We start from the raw sequence: 20,327 nt of genomic DNA, 5'->3' as shown, positions 1-20,327 counted from the left end.
TATGTAGTATTTAGTATCAATATCATAGAGAATGGTGGGAAGAAAAAATGCTTGATAAATTTACCCAGCAGGTTTTATTATCTAGTGAAAAATTTAAAAAAGAAAAAGAATATTGGTTAGACAAGTTATCAGGTGATGTTGAGTTAAGTAGATTTCCTTGTGATTGTCTGTCTTTAAATAATATTCAGGCTTCTAAGGAAAGTTATTATTGTCAATTCCCATCGGATATTGCGAAGAGAGCTGTAGCAATTAGCAATAATTCTGATATGTTACTGTACACTATTTTATTATCAGGTGTGAAATATCTCTTAAGTAGATATACCGATAGGGATGATGTAGTAATTGGAATGCCAGTTTTTAAGCAAGGTCAAGAAGAGACGGTTTTTCAAAACAACTTTTTATTATTACGTACTCAAATAAATCAAGAAGATAATTTCAAAGAAATAATATATAAAATTAAAGAAACAATTTTAGAGTCAAATGAACATTGTCATTTTCCTTTTAATAAACTTACTCAATTATTAAGTCTAGATGGAGAGAGTAATAATCTTCCCGTATTAAATACAATAGTAATGTTAGATGATATTCATTGTTATGAGAGTACAGATAAAATAAACTCTGATATGGTTATTAGGTTTATGAAAAATGAAGAACAGTTAAAGGTTCAAGTGGATTACAATTCTACTTTATATAGTGAAGGATTAGTTAGGAGAATAGTTAATCATTTATATAATATTTTAGATATATTAATGAAAGATCCAAATAAATCTGCAATGGATCTAGATGTAATGTCTAAAACAGAAAAGAATCAAATATTATATGATTTCAATCATACGACTAGAGTTCATAAAACATTACTTTGTGAGACTGTAACAGCTCCTCAATTATTTGAAGAGCAGGTAAAACAGAATCCTAATCAAATAGCGATTGTATGTAATGAAAAAGAAATTACATATAAGCAATTAAATATAAAAGCTAATCAGTTGGCGAGAAGGTTATTAGACCAGGGAGTTAAAAGAGAATCCATTGTTGGTGTGATGATGGAACGCTCTATTGAGATGATTGTAGGCATATTAGGTATCTTAAAAGCGGGTGGGGCGTATTTACCGATTGATACCGATTTACCAAAACAAAGAGTGGAATACATGCTGACAGACAGTGGGTGTTCACATGTACTAACATATCAAAACTCTATTATAAAGGGAGTAGCATTCCAAGGTAGTGTAATAAATCTAATGGATATTCCTTTTGAAGAAGAACAAGTAGAAGATTTGCAGATAACGATAGAACCTCACAACTTGGCATATGTTATTTATACATCAGGTTCTACAGGCCAGCCCAAAGGGGTAATGATTGAACATCGTTCCTTAACTAATTTTTTGTGTGCAATGTATGAGGACTTCTCTCAAGATATAGGGATAACTGATAATGTACTATTTTCAAGTAGTATTTCTTTTGATGTTACTATATTTGAAATATTTGTCCCATTGGTATATGGCGCAAGAATGACTATTTATGAAGGTGAGAAGTTTGATGTACCAAAACTTGTACAAGTCATTCTTGAGGAACAGGTCACGTTAGCATATATTCCACCTACCTTATTAAATGAAATATATGATTATTTTGTAAGGGCGAATCAGAAGATATCGTTAAATAAACTTTTCGTGGGAGTAGAACCAATTAAAACAGAATTACTCGCAAAATACGATCATCTATTTAGGGGGAACCTCCAAATATTAAATTTATACGGACCTACAGAGGCTACAGTCTGTTGTACATCTTATCAATATGAGAGGGATAAAGAAATTACAACACAAAACGTACCAATAGGTTCGCCATTGTTAAATACTAAAATTTATATATTGGATTCATTTCACAGGCTACAACCTATAGGTGTTCCAGGAGAAATATGTATTTCTGGCATAGGGTTAGCTAGGGGATACATCAATCGAAAAGAATTAACAGCAGATAAATTTATTGATCATCCATTTGAACATGGTGAGAAATTATATAAAACAGGAGATATAGCGAGATGGCTACCTGATGGTAACATAGAATACTTGGGACGAGTTGATCATCAAGTGAAAATAAGGGGATATCGAATAGAACTAGGTGAGATAGAAGCAAGTTTGTTAAAATATGAGACAATCAAAACCGCCGTAGTAATACAGCGAGAAGATGAAAGTGGAGAAAAGTATTTATGTGCGTATGTAGTTACCGAAAAAGATATTCCTATTCCAGAGGTAAGAGCATATTTAGCAACAAAGTTACCATATTATATGATACCTCAACAGATCATACCCATTCAAAACATACCGTTAACACAAAACGGAAAAATAGATAGAAAAAAATTACCTCAACCTATTTATAATATAAAATCTAGTCATATAGAGCCGACAACTTCTACAGAAAGAAAATTAGTTGAAATTTGGAAAGATGTTTTAGGAATTCCAAGGGTAGGAATACAGGATAACTTTTTTGAGATAGGTGGTCATTCATTAAAGGCTGCTAGGCTAATTTCTATCGTTAATAAAGAATTTAATGTGCAATTATCTATTAAATCCCTATTTAAGTTTCCTGTTTTGGTTGATTTTTCAAAATGTATATTAGAAATGGAAAAAAGTAATTATATTTCCATAGAACCTGTAAAACAACAAGAGTATTATTTAGCTTCTACGTCACAAAAGAGAATGTTTATAGTAGATCAATTAGAAGATGGTACAAATACAACTTATAATATGCCCACAATACTTAAAGTAGAAGGGGATATTTGTAAAGATAAGTTTGAAAATATATTTCAATCTTTAATTGAGAGACATGAAATATTAAGAACTTCTTTTCAAATTTTAGATGGGGAATTAGTGCAGAAAATTGAGCCTAATGTAGATTTCAATATTGAATACGTTCATGTAAATGAAAAAGATGCGGATTATTTAATACATGAGTTTATAAGTCCATTTGATTTATCAAAACCTCCATTATTAAGGGTGTTGCTTTTAAGGATAGCAGAAGAAAGACATATCCTTGTAGTAGATATGCATCATATAATATCTGATGGTTTATCAATGGGGATATTAATAAAAGAGTTTGTAGAATTGTATAAAGGAAATGAGCTTCCAAAATTGAGAGTGCAGTACAAAGACTATGTGATGTGGCAAAATGGACCTTACTATAAGAATCTAATTAGTGAACAAAAGAATTATTGGTTAACAACTTTAAAAGGAGAACTCCCGGTTTTAAATTTTCCAACCGATTTTCAAAGACCGACTATACAAAGCTTTAAAGGTAATGTTTGTTCTTTTAATTTGGGAACAGATTTAACTTTTAAAGTAAATAAGCTAGCAACTGAAACTGGTACCACGCCATATATGATTTTATTGGCCATTTATAACATACTTTTATCTAGATACACAGGTCAAGAAGACATTATTGTAGGTTCGCCTATTGCTGGAAGGTCTCATTCTGATACTAATCATATGATTGGTATGTTTATTAATACTTTGGTAATGAGAAATTATCTAGAAAATGACGATGAGTTTATTGAGTTTTTGAGTAGATTAAAACTCAATACATTAGAAGCTTATGAAAATCAAGACTATCCTTTTGAAGAACTATTAGAAGGTTTAGACTTGCATAGGGATACAAGTAGAAATCCATTATTTGATACCATGTTTGTTTTTCAAAACATGGATATGAATCCAATATCTATTGGTGAATTAGAATTTACACCGTATCCGTTTAAGCAGTCAGTTTCAAAATTTGATTTGTCATTAGTAGCAACGGAAATAGATAATAACATTCATTTAAAAGTAGAATATAGTACTAAGTTATTTAAAGCGGAGACAATAGAAAGGTTAATGGTACATTTTACAAATATAGTTGAGGAAGTAACTAATAACCCTAGAGTACGATTGCGTAATATTAATATGTTATCTATAGAAGAAGAACATTGTATTATGAATGAATTTAACAAAAAAGAGAATTCAAATTCTAATCATTTATTAGTGCATAAAATGTTTGAAGAACAAGTAAAACGGAACCCTAATCAAATAGCCGTTGTATGTAATGAAAAAGGAATTACATATAATGAATTAAATATAAAAGCTAATCAGTTGGCGAGAAGGTTATTAGACCAAGGAGTTAAAAGAGAATCCATTGTTGGTGTGATGATGGAACGCTCCATCGAGATGGTTATAGGTATATTAGGTGTCTTAAAAGCAGGTGGGGCGTATTTACCAATTGATACCGACTTACCAAAACAAAGAGTGGAATATATGCTGACAGACAGTGGGTGTTCACATGTATTAGTACATCAAAACTCTATTATAAAGGGGATAGAATTCCAAGGTAATGTAATAGATCTAATGGATATGTCTTTTGAAGAAGAACCAGGAGAAGACATGCACATGATGATAGAACCTCACAACTTAGCGTATGTTATTTATACATCAGGTTCTACAGGACAACCTAAAGGAGTAATGATTGAACATCGATCCTTGACTAACTTTTTGTGTGCAATGTATGAAGATTTCTCTCAAGATATAGGGATAACTGATAACGTTCTATTCTCAAGTAGTATTTCTTTTGATGTTACTATTTTTGAGATATTTGTCCCATTGATATATGGCGCAAGAATGACTATTTATCAAGGTGAGAAGTTTGATGTATCAAAACTTGTACAAGTCATTCTTGAGGAACAGGTTACATTATCATATATTCCACCTACTTTATTAAATGAAATATATGATTATTTTGTTAGAGATAACCAGAAGATAGTGTTAAATAAGCTACTTGTGGGAGTAGAACCCATTAAAACAGAATTACTCGCAAAATACGATCATCTATTTAGGGGGAACCTCCAAATATTAAATGGATACGGACCTACAGAGGCTACAGTTTGTTGTACATCTTATCGATATGAGAGTAATAAAGAAATTACAACACAAAACGTACCGATAGGTTCGCCATTGTTAAATACTAAAATTTATATATTGGATTCATTTCATAGGATACAACCTATAGGTGTTCCAGGTGAAATATGTATCTCTGGCATAGGGTTAGCTAGAGGATACATCAATCGAAAAGAATTAACAGCAGATAAATTTATTGATCATCCATTTGAACGAGGTGAGAAACTATATAAAACAGGGGATATAGCAAGGTGGCTACCTGATGGTAACATTGAATACTTGGGCCGAGTCGATCATCAAGTAAAAATAAGGGGATATCGAATAGAACTAGGTGAGATAGAAGCGAGTTTGTTAAAATATGAGACAATCAAAACGGCCGTAGTAATAGATCAAGAAGATGAAGCTGGGGAAAAGTATTTATGTGCATACGTAGTTACAGAAAAAGATATTCCTATTCCAGAGGTAAGAGCATATTTGGCAACAAAGTTACCACATTATATGATACCTCAACAACTCATACCAATTCACAATATACCATTAACACAAAATGGGAAAATAGATAGAAGCAAGTTACCAAAGCTAAATACAATGAGCAATAGTAATTATGTACCACCAAGAAATGAAATAGATAGTAGTTTAATTGATATTTGGAGTAGTATATTAGGCGTAAATAATATTGGTATAAATGATAATTTCTTTGAATTAGGTGGCCATTCTCTTAAGGGATTAAAGTTATTCGAAAATATCAAGAGAATGTTTAATGTGCAACTGCCATTAAGTTTATTATTTCAAAAGGCTACTATTGAACAATTAAGTGATGTAATAAGTAGGAATAAAGGAATAGACAGTGAGTGTTTAATTCCAATTCAAAATGGAACAAACAAGGATAGTCAATGGTTCATTGTTCATGGGCAAGGCGGGGGTATATTAAACTATTATGATTTGGCTAGAGAATTAGGAGAGAATAAGACTGTATATGGGTTACAATCTATAGGATATGATGATTGTAGATTTCCAAACTTATCTGTAGAGGAAATGGCGGTAAGATATATAGAAGAGATTAAACAAGTAAAAAAGGAAGGGCCATATACCTTATTAGGATGGTCTTTTGGAGGGATAGTTGCATTTGAAATGGCTAGAAAATTAGAAGAACTAGGTGATAAAGTTAGTTTTCTAGGTTTACTTGATGTTCATCCTATTGAACAAGGTAAGGAGATTCTTAGTTTAAATATTAGGAATGCATTTGAAGAATTGGAAAAATTCAATGATCAGTTAGGGATTGAGAAAAATAGTTTTGAGCAAATGAGTGAAGAACAATTAATAGAATCTTTACTGAAAAAATTTACATTGAATGAAAATAGTTGTCAGCAAAATTTTGAAGATCCAATGATGAATAAGTTAAAAGTAATGATAGCTAATAGATATGCATACCTAAAATATAATTGTAAACAAAAAATAAAAGCAGATATCTTTCTATTTAATGCATCTATTAATGACATTCACCCACTAGTAGATTATAACAGATGGAATGAATATACATCAGGGGAGGTATACGCTTTGCAAGTGCCAGGTTCCCATCTGAGTATGTTAGAGAAACCGCATATTCATGAATTGGTAAAGAGTATAAAAAAGAGTTTTAAACAAATGCTCTTATTAGCACATGTAAATAAGTGAAATATTATTTGAAATTGTACACTATTAGTTTTCTAAAAGTCTCATAAATTCGTGTATAACATATTATGAGACTTTTTTCTTTGAGCCCCTTCAATAATAGACATAAAGAGGTTAGAAAATGAATGGGAATTATTTATTGTGAGTTTTTTTGTATCTATATAAGGGATTAGGTGGGAAGGATATAATGAATATATATAAGGTACGTGTGCCAGTAAATATAGAACATGATATTATGAAGAAGCTTATACGTCTGGTCTCGAAAGAAAAGCAGATGAAAATACAGAAATATAAAAGAAAGCCCGATCAATATAGCGCCTTAATTGGAGATATTTTAATAAGATATTTAATTACTACAAATTTCTCAAAAGAAAATAAAGATATTAAATATAAATACAATGAATACGGAAAGCCTTATGTTGATGAGTTAAATAATTTTCATTTTAACATATCACATTCCGAAAGTTGGGTTGTTGGAGTTATTCATGAGGAAGAAGTAGGAATAGATGTAGAAAAAGTACGGCCCTTAGATACTACAATGATTAAAAATATATTTACTGAGGAAGAATTTAATTATTTAAATTCATTAAATGTAGAACGACAATTAGATGTGTTTTATGAATTATGGACTATAAAAGAAAGCTTTGTTAAATGGATAGGGAAAGGACTAACTATACCTTTAAACTCTTTTGTTATTAATAAAAATACAATATTTTATGGTGACATGCTATCTAATGAGGTTTACTATAAAAAGTTTACTATTGGTAAAGATTATAAGCTTTCTTGTTGTGCTTCTTTAGATAGTTTTCCAGAATCAATAATTGAAATTGATTTTGTTGATTTATGTTATTATTTTATCGAAAATAAAGACTTCTACTTAGTTTAAAATAGCTTATGTTCCTATAGTTAAATGAACTTTTTAGAAAATAAAATCAGAATATTATATAAAATGTTTGTGGGAATTTTGGGGTATTATAGAAAAGCGTCATTTCAATTTTAAAATGACGCTTTTCATTTGTTTATGTGGATTCACGAATAATTAAGGTTGCTGGATATTCGATAATTTTACGCTTAATAGATTCCTCTTCATTTATATATAGTAGTATCTCACTAACAGTTCGTTTACTTAGCTCAACGATTGGAATATCAATTGTACTAATTGTTGGAGTTGTAACTGTGCAAATTAATTGATTATCATAACCGCAAACGGCAAGATCAGTAGGGATAGTATATCCTTTTAAAGAAGCACCTTTAATTACTCCAGCAGCAACTTGATCATTTCCAGTAAAGAGCGCAGTGGGTCTATTTTTTAATTTATCTAACCTCTCAAAGATTCGAATTCCATCTTTAATAGTAATTGCATCTCCAAATAACCAACTTTTTTTGTAAGATAATTGTTGTTCTTTTAATGCATGCAGATATCCTTGTTTGCGTTTTAATTGTGCTTGACTATTAAGGGAATCAAAACAAAAGCCAATCTTTTTGTGTCCTTTACTTATTAAATGTTTTACAGCTTTGTATCCGGCTTCAAATTCATCATAGCAAATTATCGGAATAGGTGCATTTTCCTCATATTCATTACAAAGTAATATTGGGCCATATGCTAAATAATGCTCTATATTTTCCCAATCATTTTCTAAGGATGCGAGAATTACACCATCTACCGCTTTATTCTTTAGTAATGAAAGTAATTCAAGCTCTATTTTTTTTTCATAAAAAGTCTGATAAATCAGTGATTTGTAATTGTGTTTTAGAAGTTCTTTAGAAATTTCTCTAGCTAATTTTCCGAAAAAAGGATGATCTATATTTGGAATCGATAGAGCGATGGTTTGTGTCTTATTCACCCTAAGATTTCTAGCGATAGAACTAGGAGTATAGTTTAATTCTTTCATTATTTGTATTATTTTCTCACGTTTTTCTGGATTTACATAAGGATGATTATTTAAAACTCTTGAAACAGTAGCATTTGAAACATTGCATAATTTAGCTATTTCATTAATTGTTACCATAAAGAATCCCTCCGAAAAAAATGTTGACATGTAATCGATAACATAAAATATAGTCTACTCATGATTTTCAAAATAATTTCTTAGAGGTGATTTAACGTGAAAACTCTTATTACAATTTCTGGCCATAGCAAAGACAATTTAGCTTTATTAAAGTGCCTGCAGGGAGAAACGAAAGAGAAAGAATTTGAAATTAGTAATGTATTACCGAATCACAAAATGAAAGAGAAATTATTTAGAGAAAATAAATTGAAAATAGATATTGATATAGAAAAAGATATTTTCAATTATAGCAGAAAAAATATTCAGAAAATATAATTTATGCCAGTTAATCGGCTGATTTCTCAAAGTGAAATTGACGGAATAATAGGAACTTTAAAAGAGGTTTTACCGACAGGTCAATTCACAAGTGGATCATTTTCTAAAAAATTAGAAGAAGTAATTGGGGACTATTTAAACAAGAAGTTTGTAATTGCAACAAGTAGTGGAACAGACGCACTTATGGTGTCTTTGTTATCTATTGGTATTCAGCCAGGCGATGAAGTGATTATGCCAGCTAATAGTTTTGCTGCTACTGAAAATGCAGTGTTAGCAATTGGAGCAAAACCTGTATTTGTAGATATTGATCACAAGAGTTATTGTATTGATCCACTTAAAATAGAAGAAGCAATAACCCAAAAAACAAAATGCATTTTACCTGTTCATTTGTATGGTAAACAATGTGATATGAAAAGAATTCGTGAAATTGCAGATGTTTATCAGTTGAGAATTATTGAAGATGCATGTCAGGCTATTGGTTCCTAAAACCTTGGAGAATATGGAGATATTATTATTCTGAGTTTTAATCCATATAAAAACTTTGGTGCATGTGGTAAGGCGGGTGCAATAGTTACTAATAATGAAAATCTTGAAATTCGTTGTAATCAATATAGTTATCATGGATTTGAAGTTGATAAAAAAATAAAAAAGTATTAGATTTTGGCTTTAATTCTAAAATTGATAACCTTCGAGCAGTTATTGATTTAGAGAGAATTAAGTTCCTATCGTATAACAATTTAAAGAGAGTATTTTTGGCTCAACGATATATACGCAATTTAAAAGAATTAGAGGATAGAGAATTAATAAAGCTACCTAGGATGACAGAAGATAATGTTTGGCATCTTTTTCCTATTAGAATTATAAATGGAAGAAGAGATGAGGTGAAAAATAAATTGTACCAGTTGTATAACATTGAAACAGATATTTATTATCCAGTATTATCTCATAAACATAATACTAAGCTGGTAAAGAAAAATTATATACAGGATACTTTATTAAACACAGAGCAAGTTCATAAGGAAATATTACATTTACCTTTACATCCAAACTTGTTGTTAGAGGAACAAAATTTTGTTTTGGAGGGATTAATTAATGTCAATAAGTAATGAAGTTTTAAAGTCTTTAGTTTTTGAAAGGTTACCACAGGTTAAAAATCCTAAATATATAGTGTTCTGTGATTTTGATGAAACTTATTATCCTCATAATATGGATAATTCTAGAAGAAGCACTTTGGAATTATTAGAAAAATACTTGTATGAACACGCAAGTAAAGGAGATTTGGTCATTGGTTGGGTAACTGGAAGTAGTTTAGAATCAATTGTTGAGAAAATGAAAAAAGGTGGTATTAAATATTTCCCTCATTTTGTGGCGAGTGGATTAGGTACGGAAATAACGTACTTTGATAGCAATGGGACTACTATGGATGATCAAGTTTGGGAAGAGAGAATAGTAGAGGGAGGTTTTGATTCTGCGAAAATTAAAAGAATTATCGAATCACTTGAAACAAAATATGAAATTTTTTTAAGACCTCAGACACAATTAGGAAGTTCTAAGTACAAATTTAATTTTTATTATGAAGAGCAAAATGAAGCTATTGATTCAAAAAAGTTAGAACAGATAGAAGAAATCGGGAAGTTATACAAAGTGGGGGTAAATATTAACAAATGTAATCCATTAGCTGGTGATCCAGAAAATTGCTATGATGTAGATTTTATTCCACTTGGAACAGGTAAAGATGAAATTGTGAAATTTATGTTAGATAAGTACAAACTAGATAAAGCAAATGCAATTGCTTTTGGAGATAGTGGAAATGATTTAAGGATGTTACAAGCTGTAAGACATGGTTACTTAGTAGAAAATGCAACGGAAGAGGCTAAACATACACACGCAATGCTAGCTCAAGGTGAATACTCAATTGGAATTTTAAATACTCTAAAGCACATTATTAATTAAAGGGATGTTCATATAATGAATATTGGAATTATAGGTGCAGATAGTATTGCAAAAGCTCATTCTAGGGCATTATCAACAATTGATAATTGTAAATTAGTTGGAGTATATGATGTTAATTACGAGAATGCTCGAGAGTTAGTAAAAGATTATGATGGGGAAGTTTTTAATAGTTATGAAGAGTTACTTGAAGTTGTTGATGGGATAATAATATCTTCCCCTAATTTTTGTCATAAGCCTCAAGCTGTTCAAGTGTTATTAAAAAACAAACATGTTTTAGTTGAAAAACCGATGGTAATTTCTTGTGAAGAAGCAAAATATATGATGAAAATAGCAAAGGATACTATTGTAGTTGCTGCAATGGGGTTTAACTATCGTTACTTGTCCTATATTAAGGCTTTGAAGAGCTTAATTCAAAATGGGGAATTAGGAGAGGCAGTAGTTATAAGGCTACATTTTAAAAAGAATAGCGCTTTTCAAAGAACTCTGTTTACTTGGCGGGATGACATTCAAAGTAATAAAACTAGTGGGGCATTGGGGGATTTAGGCATTCATTTAATAGATTTACTTTGGTTTTTATTTGAAAGTGATTTTAGAGAGGATACTGTTCGAACTAAAATTAAAACAAATGTTAAAGAAAAACAAAAAGTATTTGTAGATGATTATGCAGAGGTTTATGGTCAATTAACCAATAAAGTATTTGTTAATATTACAACGTCTAAAAGTTCATTCCCTGAAGATTGTGGCTTTAGTATTGAGGTAATAGGTACTAAGAAAGAATACAAGTATTCTTCTAGAGAACCTAATAAATATATAACTTTTGATGGGTTGGAAAAACAAGAAATTTTTTTGCCTTTACCGTTATTAGTTGATCCGGAAAACGAGATTTTTGAATGGGCGGATTCTTTTAGAATAGTAATAAAGATGTTAAAAAAATAGAAAGCATGAAATCTTTATAGAAAATATTTTTATGTATAGAATGTGTAAAAAAGAAAATTATAGTATAAATTGACAGAAAATTGATAAAAGAATTGAGAAAGCTGAAAATTCAGTATTTTAAGTATATTTTTAGCGTTGTAGTGTGTAATATATTCAGCAGAGCTATATCATAAAAAATAGGATTATAGACTAAAAATAGAATTATGTGTAAGTATTTGTGAGTAAAAATAGTATTGAGTTCATATAGGCTATTTATCAACTGCTATACATTAGTTTAAAAACAAATATAGAAAAGTGTGATAATGGATCCACATGAATTATATTTGCAATCTATTATTTTTACCTTAGCTGTTTAGTAGTTTGTATTTACATACATATGTAAATACATTTTTGTTACATGCAATTATTCAAAAGGGAGGTAATATAATAATGGCTATTCGAAAACATTTAATTACTCTTGAGGATCTTACTGATAGTGATATTAACCAAATTGTAACTCGTGGGGTAGAGTTTGCCACAGGTAAATCGCAACCTAATCAAATATTAGCGGGAAATATAATTGGGATTTACTTCCGTAAAACATCGACTAGAACTCGATCGGCATTTTCTGTTGCAGCATTAAAGATGGGTGCACAAATTGTAACGTATGGTCCCAATGATTTGCAAGAAAATACAGGGGAGTCTATAGAAGACACTACTCAAGTACTTTCCCGAATGCTAGATGCACTAGTAGCTAGAACTGCAGATAGTCAAAAGGAAATGGAAAAGCTGGCATCTCAAAGTCGTATGGCAGTCATTAATGCAATGAGTACGGAAGAACATCCAACACAAGCGCTAACAGACTTAACAACAATGAAACAAAAATTTGGTGAAATAGCTGGATTACGGGTTTTATATATGGGAGAAGGTAATAACAGTGCTGCAGCTCTAGCTCTTTCTTTATCTCGTTTTCCAGGTACGGAGTTATATCTTTTTACACCTGCTGGTTATGGAGTGTCTCCAAGTGTGCTTGAAAAATCAAAAGAATATGCCCGATTATCTGGTGCTAAAGTTATTGAATGTCATGATATAAAAATGTTACCTAGTAAAGTGGATGTTGTATATACAACAAGGTGGCAAACAACAGGGACAAGCAAAATAGATCCTTTATGGAAAGATGCATTTAATCCATTTGCAGTGACAGAGAGAATTTTGACTTTATATCCGGAAGCTACTTTCATGCATGACCTCCCAGCACACCGGGGGGAAGAAGTAGCAGCAACAGTTATTGATGGACCGAAAAGTATTGTATTTACCCAGGCCGAAAACAAGCTAAATAGTGCTATGGCAGTACTTGAATGGTGCTTAGCTTATCGATACTAAAGAATCTAGTATTTATTTTCTTTCAGGTATAAGTTCTATTTGAAATACATTCGAAAGAACATTTACAATTATTTATCTTTAATTATTTTTTTAGATTTTAACCAAGAAAGGAAGCAAATTATGCTCAAGAAATTAGAGAGTTTAGAAAGGGTAATCGGCAACACACCTATGATTAAATTAGAGCATGAAAAGATTAACCTGTATGCAAAACTAGAATATCACAATTTAATGAATAGTGTTAAAGTGCGTGCTGCTCACCATATTTTAAAATCAGCAATAAGTCGAGGTGAAGTGACTGAAAATTCTACAATTATTGAATCTTCATCTGGTAACTTTGCGGTTGCTCTTGCTACTCTTTGTAGGTATATCGGCCTGAAATTCATACCAGTTATTGATCCAAATATTAATGATAGTTATGAGAATTTTTTGAGAGCAACTTCCTATCAAGTAGCTAAAGTGGGTGAACGAGATGAAACAGGTGGCTATTTATTAACGCGTTTAAATAAGGTGGAAGAACTTTTAAATACTATTCCTAATGCATACTGGACAAATCAATATAATAATGCTGATAACTTTGAAGCCCATTATCAAGGAATTGGTGGAGAAATATCTAATGATTTTAAACAGTTAGATTATGCCTTCATTGGAGTGAGTACTGGAGGAACTATCGCTGGGGTATCTACACGATTAAAAGAAAAATTCCCTAATATTAAAATTATTGCGGTAGATAGTCAAGGGTCCATTATTTTTGGTGATAAGCCTCGTAAACGGTACATACCAGGAATTGGTGCCAGTATGGTGCCTGGTATGGTTAAAAAAGCATTGATTGATGATGTAATGATTGTACCGGAGGTTCATACTGTTGCAGGTTGTTATGAGCTATTTAATAAACATGCAATATTTGCTGGTGGATCATCAGGGACTTCATATTATGCAATCCAAAAGTATTTTGAAAATAAGGATGTTCAAAATACACCTAATGTTGTTTTCTTGTGTCCTGATAATGGACAAGCTTACACATCAACTATTTACAACGTAGAATGGGTAGAATGGCTTAATACACAAAAATCAGTAGAAGACCAATTAGTTTCTTTATAAAAATGATATAGAAATGAGGAAGCAATTATGATGTATTTAAATACCAAACATATCAATGAAATGGGTGTTAATTGGGAAGAAACAATAAATGTCATTTCAAAGGCAGTAAAAAGTCTTGATTCAGAAGATTTTTCTCAGCCAATTAAGCCATACTTACGTTTCGATGATCCGGCTAATAGAATTATTGCTATGCCAGCTTATATTGGAGGAGAATTTAAGGTTTCAGGAATCAAATGGATAGCTAGTTTTCCGAAGAATATTGAGAAAGGTATTCAACGTGCCCATTCAGTTACTATATTAAATGATGCTATGACTGGAAAACCATTTGCGACGCTTAATACAGCAATGGTCAGTGTAATACGAACAGCTTCTGTAACAGGGTTAATGATTCGAGAGTTTGCAAAGTTAAGAGATTTAAATAATGTTAAAGTTGGAATTATTGGATTTGGACCTATTGGTCAGATGCATTTAAAGATGGTAACTGCCCTATTAGGCGATAAAATCGAAAGTGTTTACCTATATGATATCAATGGAATTAAAGACGAATTAATTCCTGAGGATATTTATTCTAAAACTCAAAAGGTTAATGCTTATGAAGAAGCCTATAATGATGCTGATATTTTTATTACTTGTACTGTTTCTGCAGAAGGTTATATTGATAAGAAACCTAAAGATGGAGCGCTACTACTCAATGTTTCTCTTCGTGATTTTAAGCCTGATATCTTAGAATATACAAAATCCCTAGTTGTTGATAATTGGGAAGAAGTCTGTCGTGAAAAAACTGATGTTGAAAGGATGCACCTTGAAAGAGGTTTACAAAAAGAAGATACAGTATCAATTGCTGACGTTGTAATCCGAGGAGCACTGCAAAACTTCCCTTATGACAAAGCAATATTATTTAATCCAATGGGTATGGCCATTTTTGATGTAGCCATTGCTGCTTATTACTATCAAAGGGCTAGGGAAAAGGAAATAGGTGTTTTATTAGAAGACTAGTAAAATTATTAAACGTAGTTTGAAATAATTGTCTAATAGCTGCTAAATATCAGTAAACACAACTAATCATTATAGAAAATTAGTTATTTGATAAGCTTAGAATTTATGTAATTATTTGAGGAGCTGTTTTTATGAGTGAAATTATTTCGGCCTTAGATCTCTTACATCCCAAGCAAATTCGCTTTCATGAATCATATGAACACAAACGATTGGAACAAATTTGTCGTGTAATGGAAAGTGAAGGTGTTTTACGGAATCCTCCCTTAGTCTCTGAGCTTAGTGATGGTAATTATCTGTTACTTGATGGTGCCCATCGTATGAAGGCTATGATGGCATTAGGTTGTAAACGCGTTGCTGTACAGGTAGTACCTGATGAAAAAATAAAAATTCGTGCTTGGAATCATTTATTACCAATGGGGGAATGGGTAAATAATTTAAAGAAAGAACCTACAATAATTTGGTCAGGTAAGATTATTGCTAATAAACGTTTGCTTGCAAAAATTACAGAAGCAAATAAACAAGTACATTTTTTATATGCAAGGGATTTAAATAGCGATTTATTTAATCATTTAGAGATATGGCATCGTATTGTCAGCTTATATCAACATGAGTATACGGTACGCCGTCATTCAAATGATACTGAGGTCTGGCCTCATTCAAATGAAATATTGATGAGTTATCCAGAATACTCGTTGATGGAACTGAAAAAGGTAATTGAAGCAAAGTTTTTAATGCCAGCGGGAGTTACTCGTACGACGCTTAGTGGTCGGTTATTGAATTTACGTATACCACTTCATATATTGCGTACGGAAGTATATCCTGCTGGTGAATGGGAAACGTTATGTGGAAATTGGTCAAAATGTTTACGCCTTTATGACGAGCCAATATATGTTTATGATGCTTAATATATTGTTTAATGATTATGATGTATATTTTTTATTTATTTGTAAAAATTTCATTATATGATTTATATTAATTCCAAAATATTTTTATTATGTTATAAAAACTTTTTGAATTAGTATTTAAGACTAATCTAAGAGAGGTTTGTTATCGGATGGGGTAAATATTACCAAAAAAGATAAAGTGGAGATCTCTAAAAAATTAAAAACTTTCTTGGGTGATCAATATTCACTTGAATTAGGAGATTACATAAGCTTTGAGATACTTGAATTTATAATAAAAGAATTAAATCCACATTTTAATCTAGCTACAAAAAATAGGTTGGAAATTCTCTTGAAAAATATAGAGAAAGAGATATATAGTGAATTAGTTTCACATGAAAATAACAAAGTATAGGCAATATTACATGTATTTAAATGTAGAATAGTATAAACCTATATCTACATAATGTGTTGCTATTAATTTGGTAGAATAGCGAGGAACAAGAGAATTGATGATATACAATTTTTAAAAGAGATGGAATTGAGAAGTGAACATACTTACAATTTCATCTTTTTATTTTTGACACGATTTTTGCAATTCAAGCTTGATATTAGATTCTGACAAAGCCTTTTAGGCAGGGTGGATTTTGTAAGAGAAATTAAATATATTAAAGTTATTTCATAATTGAAATTTATTGGCGAGTTCATATACAATTAAAGAAAAAGAGTCGATTATCTCCTTTTATGGTAAAATATTCTTGATAGTTATCTTCTATAAATCTAATTTTTTTCATAAGTGTAATTACAATTCTTAATCGTTATTTAGGTATTAGAAGAATTATTTAAATTAATAATCAGCATCGATTATAACAAATTTATAAAATAAAAAAATATCAGTTAAGAAAATAGTGTTTAAATTTTAACGCTATAATAAGCACGTTTCTTTTTATTATATCAATATAGTTAAATATCCTATTATTTTATTTTTTGTAAATATATCTTTTTTTAATTAACATTTAATGGTATATTATTTTCAGACAATGTTGTGGTAGATTATTGAATTTATAACAACATTTTCAAAAAAATAAGAAGGTAGGTATTGGAATGGAGAATGAAAAATATTTACAAGTTGTAGAAGATGAAGAGCTTGAACAATTAGTTGGTGGTATAGGACCTGGTTATATTGAAACTTTAACTAAAGATTGTCCAAGAGTGACACCTCAAATATGCGTACCAATTAATGGAATCTGGACTTGTAAAAGATGCTACTAATAGTTAAAGAGAGTAAGGCAAAAGGCCTTACTCTCTTTAATGATAATGAATTTCTAACTATTTCTCCTACCTATAAAAAGAAGAGGTTATTATGAAAAATAATTCACGTGGAATTTTAAATACAATAGATAATGTGTCCTCTTTAGTAACAAAAGAAGACCTAGAAAAAAATTTTATTATCTTTTTAGAGGATTTTTCATGTAACGATGTTATTAAGAATGATGAAAACTATAACTTTCAAAAAATAATACAAACATATGTAGCATTCTTTAAAAATATGATAATAAATAAAATTGATTTTTTTGGTAATGTTGAGAGGATTTCTGAATCGATAATGTTGGATTTAGAAAAAAGATTATATCAAGTATTAAGACCATCCTTAATTGTATACATAAATAAACTTAGAGTAGAAAAAGCTTTAATAGGAATGGATACCAATGAAGAATATAAGTATTTTACGAGGAATTTCTTTCATTTTAAAAAAATTCATGTGAATTTCTTTAAAATGTTACCTTTACTAAATGAAAAAATTTTTACAATAATTGAAAATGAAATAAATTATTTGATGTGGTTACAAGGAGCTCTTAAAAAAGATCAAAAAGAAATTCATAAAATGTCGGGTTTTAATATTATGCATCTGGAAAAAGTTACTAACCTAGGTGACTATCATAATAATGGAAAGCGAACAATCCTTTTAGAAGATAAATTTAATCATAAGATAATTTTAAAACCAGTTGATTTGAAAAATTCTATTTTATATCACAGTTTAATTAATCAACTGAATAAAGATTTAAATACAGATATCTTTATTCCACAAGTAGTTAATAAAAAAAATTATGGATATATGGAATTTATTAATCATGAATCATGTGAATCTAATGAGCAAATTAAAGATTATTATTATAATTTAGGCGTCGTGCTTTCTGTAATATATCTGATTAATGGAAGTGACATACATAATGAAAATATTATAGCTCAAGGATCCTCACCAGTCATAATTGATTTTGAGACATTAGGAAGTACATTAAATCCAAGTATCGCTGAAGAAAACAGTAGTTTTATATTATCTAATTCAGTATTAAATTCTAGAATGCTACCTATAAGGTTTAGTGGAGGTAGAGAGGTAATAAGGGATTACAGTGCAATTGGGAGAGTAATGAAGACTTTGGTAAAAACAATTAAAATAAAAAATGAATTTACATCCAATCCAATTGAAATAAGAGAAGAGACAATAATAGAAGATACAGTTCAGAATTTACCTTTTTTTAACAATGATATATACGAGTATGATAATTATATAAATGATATTATTAAAGGTTTCGAAGATGCATATAATTCAGTTTTAAAAAATAAAGAGGAATATATGTATATTTTAAAAAACAGTATTTCTAAATGGAATTATCGAAAAGTATATCGAAATACAAAAGTCTATACTCTTTTATTAGATAGACTAAATGTTCCGGATTTATTAGAGAATAAATTAAAGACTATAAAATATTTACGAAATATTCTCGAAAAAAACACATATTTGGCTACGAGGAAAGATATTATTCAAAAAGAGATAGAGGCACTATTATCCTATGATGTTCCATATTTCTTTAATAAGTATGAATGGGGGGCTTGCGAGAGTTTATCAAGTAATGAAATAGATTTAGAAATGAAATTCCAAAAAATTTCATATGCTGACTTTTTATTACAAAGAAAAATTATAGAAATATCCCTTTCCAATCAAAATGATAATCTATATAAGCTGAATTCAGTAAAGGAAACAATTAATTTTCAGACTAAATTATCTACAAATAAAATAAAGGAAGCAATTACAGGGAAAATTCTGGATGGTAGTTATATATCAAAAGGCGGTGATGTAGATTTTATTGGACTAAAAACAAATTGGCAAGGGGAGCTCGAGATAAACCATTTGAATAATGGAATATATGATGGATTATTGGGAATAAGTTCATTATTGAGAAATAATGCTGATCCTAATTACATTGAATTTATAAATAAACTCGAACAAAAAGCCTTGTTAGAAATTCTAACCAAAAATAAAAATAATTATGGTTTTGTAAATGGTGTTAATGCTATTGTTTCTTACTATTTAACAAATTTACCGCATATAACCTCTCTCAATGAAAAGGTGATATTGCAAATATTTATGAGTATCAACTCAGATATCGAAAAAGGTGGATATAACGATAAACATTTTGATATATTAGGTGGTTCAGCCGGTCTAGTTTTAACTGCAGTTAAGTTTTATCAAGTTAATCCTAAGTATAAAATATTGCTTGAAGTGGCTGAAAATCTCGGTGACTACATTGTCAATAATATGCAAACAGATAATGAATTTGTATATTGGAAAGCTCACGATACTCTAAATTTAGAAGATTCATTAAAGGGATTTGTTCATGGATTATCAGGTCAACTTCTCGCATTTTATAAGTTAAAAGACATATTAAAAACCAATAAGTACGATAGAGTAATACATGGTATACATAAAAGTGAGAAAATGAGTACGAGTAAATATGAGTATACTGATAGCTGGTGTAAAGGGTTTAGTGGAATGGGAATATCAAGAATTAAAATTTTAGAATCATATCAAAATGAAGATATACAATCGGATTTAATCTTTTTTAAAAATCAAATCTTAAGTACATTAAATGAAAACAGTGATTATTGTTTATGTCATGGTTTAATGGGGAAATTAGACTTTTTATTGGAGTTAGAAAATAGAGGTATGCTAGAGCGAAATGAAAAACAAATTGTTATGAAAGTAACAAATAACTTTTTGAATAATTTTGATATAGAAGATTTTAATCCTCATAAAATTTCATTATTTACAGGTTTAGGAAGTATTTTGTATTTTTTACAAAGGTTAGAGAATAATAAACTAAATAGCATTTTATACTTTAATGCCTAGAATAGGT

At 30.0% G+C, this 20,327-nt stretch carries 11 protein-coding genes and 2 pseudogenes; 12 read left to right on the top strand and 1 reads right to left on the bottom strand.

Features of this window, described 5'->3' with window-relative positions; translation table 11 throughout:
• The first annotated feature begins 47 nt into the window (after window positions 1-47).
• Window positions 48-6,584, top strand: coding sequence for an amino acid adenylation domain-containing protein (locus MR168_RS07360; protein ID WP_086412037.1), 6,537 nt, complete (start codon window positions 48-50; stop codon window positions 6,582-6,584).
• Window positions 6,585-6,768: 184 nt separating this feature from the next.
• Window positions 6,769-7,467 carry a 4'-phosphopantetheinyl transferase family protein gene (locus MR168_RS07355; protein WP_001028937.1) on the top strand — a complete coding sequence of 233 codons (699 nt, stop codon included), beginning with the start codon at window positions 6,769-6,771 and terminating at the stop codon, window positions 7,465-7,467.
• Between the two features lie 133 nt (window positions 7,468-7,600).
• On the opposite strand, the gene MR168_RS07350 is transcribed toward MR168_RS07355, so the two are convergent.
• Window positions 7,601-8,590, bottom strand: a complete 990-nt coding sequence (locus tag MR168_RS07350; protein ID WP_000256368.1) for a LacI family DNA-binding transcriptional regulator — start codon at window positions 8,588-8,590, stop codon at window positions 7,601-7,603.
• Window positions 8,591-8,686: 96 nt separating this feature from the next.
• On the opposite strand from MR168_RS07350, the pseudogene MR168_RS07340 reads away from it, so the two are divergent.
• The 10 genes and pseudogenes from MR168_RS07340 (at window position 8,687) to lanM (ending at window position 20,320) form a co-directional block, all read left to right on the top strand.
• Window positions 8,687-10,011, top strand: a pseudogene (locus MR168_RS07340) (DegT/DnrJ/EryC1/StrS aminotransferase family protein).
• Entirely contained in the window at window positions 9,998-10,858 is an 861-nt protein-coding gene (locus MR168_RS07335; RefSeq protein WP_086412035.1) for an HAD-IIB family hydrolase, read from the top strand. The pseudogene MR168_RS07340 and the gene MR168_RS07335 overlap by 14 nt, the downstream one beginning before the upstream one ends.
• A gap of 15 nt (window positions 10,859-10,873) precedes the next feature.
• Window positions 10,874-11,767 (top strand): annotated as a pseudogene (locus MR168_RS07330) (Gfo/Idh/MocA family protein); the annotation flags it as partial.
• A gap of 456 nt (window positions 11,768-12,223) precedes the next feature.
• Window positions 12,224-13,156, top strand: coding sequence for an ornithine carbamoyltransferase (locus MR168_RS07325; RefSeq protein ID WP_086412033.1), 933 nt, complete (start codon window positions 12,224-12,226; stop codon window positions 13,154-13,156).
• Window positions 13,157-13,276: 120 nt separating this feature from the next.
• A complete protein-coding gene (gene sbnA / locus MR168_RS07320; RefSeq protein ID WP_000914211.1) occupies window positions 13,277-14,254 on the top strand; it encodes a 2,3-diaminopropionate biosynthesis protein SbnA in 978 nt (325 codons plus the stop codon).
• Between the two features lie 27 nt (window positions 14,255-14,281).
• Window positions 14,282-15,250, top strand: coding sequence for a 2,3-diaminopropionate biosynthesis protein SbnB (gene sbnB, locus MR168_RS07315; protein WP_086412032.1), 969 nt, complete (start codon window positions 14,282-14,284; stop codon window positions 15,248-15,250).
• Between the two features lie 131 nt (window positions 15,251-15,381).
• Window positions 15,382-16,155: a ParB N-terminal domain-containing protein gene (locus tag MR168_RS07310; RefSeq protein ID WP_001289608.1), complete on the top strand. Its 774-nt coding sequence runs from the start codon at window positions 15,382-15,384 to the stop codon at window positions 16,153-16,155.
• A 139-nt stretch (window positions 16,156-16,294) separates the two neighbouring features.
• Complete coding sequence (locus tag MR168_RS07305) at window positions 16,295-16,546, top strand: DUF2164 family protein (protein WP_000947505.1); 252 nt, start codon at window positions 16,295-16,297, stop codon at window positions 16,544-16,546.
• Between the two features lie 689 nt (window positions 16,547-17,235).
• On the top strand, window positions 17,236-17,403 hold the full coding sequence (locus MR168_RS07300) for a type A2 lanthipeptide (protein WP_000426726.1): 168 nt from the start codon (window positions 17,236-17,238) through the stop codon (window positions 17,401-17,403).
• Window positions 17,404-17,494: 91 nt separating this feature from the next.
• Window positions 17,495-20,320 carry a type 2 lanthipeptide synthetase LanM gene (gene lanM, locus MR168_RS07295; protein ID WP_086412031.1) on the top strand — a complete coding sequence of 942 codons (2,826 nt, stop codon included), beginning with the start codon at window positions 17,495-17,497 and terminating at the stop codon, window positions 20,318-20,320.
• Window positions 20,321-20,327: the final 7 nt, after the last annotated feature.

The sequence above is a fragment of the Bacillus cereus group sp. BfR-BA-01356 genome, assembly GCF_022663635.1.
GTDB classification, from domain to species: domain Bacteria; phylum Bacillota; class Bacilli; order Bacillales; family Bacillaceae_G; genus Bacillus_A; species Bacillus_A cereus.
The sequence above is the reverse complement of the archived record's forward strand: the minus strand, read 5'-3'. Positions and strand labels throughout refer to the sequence as shown.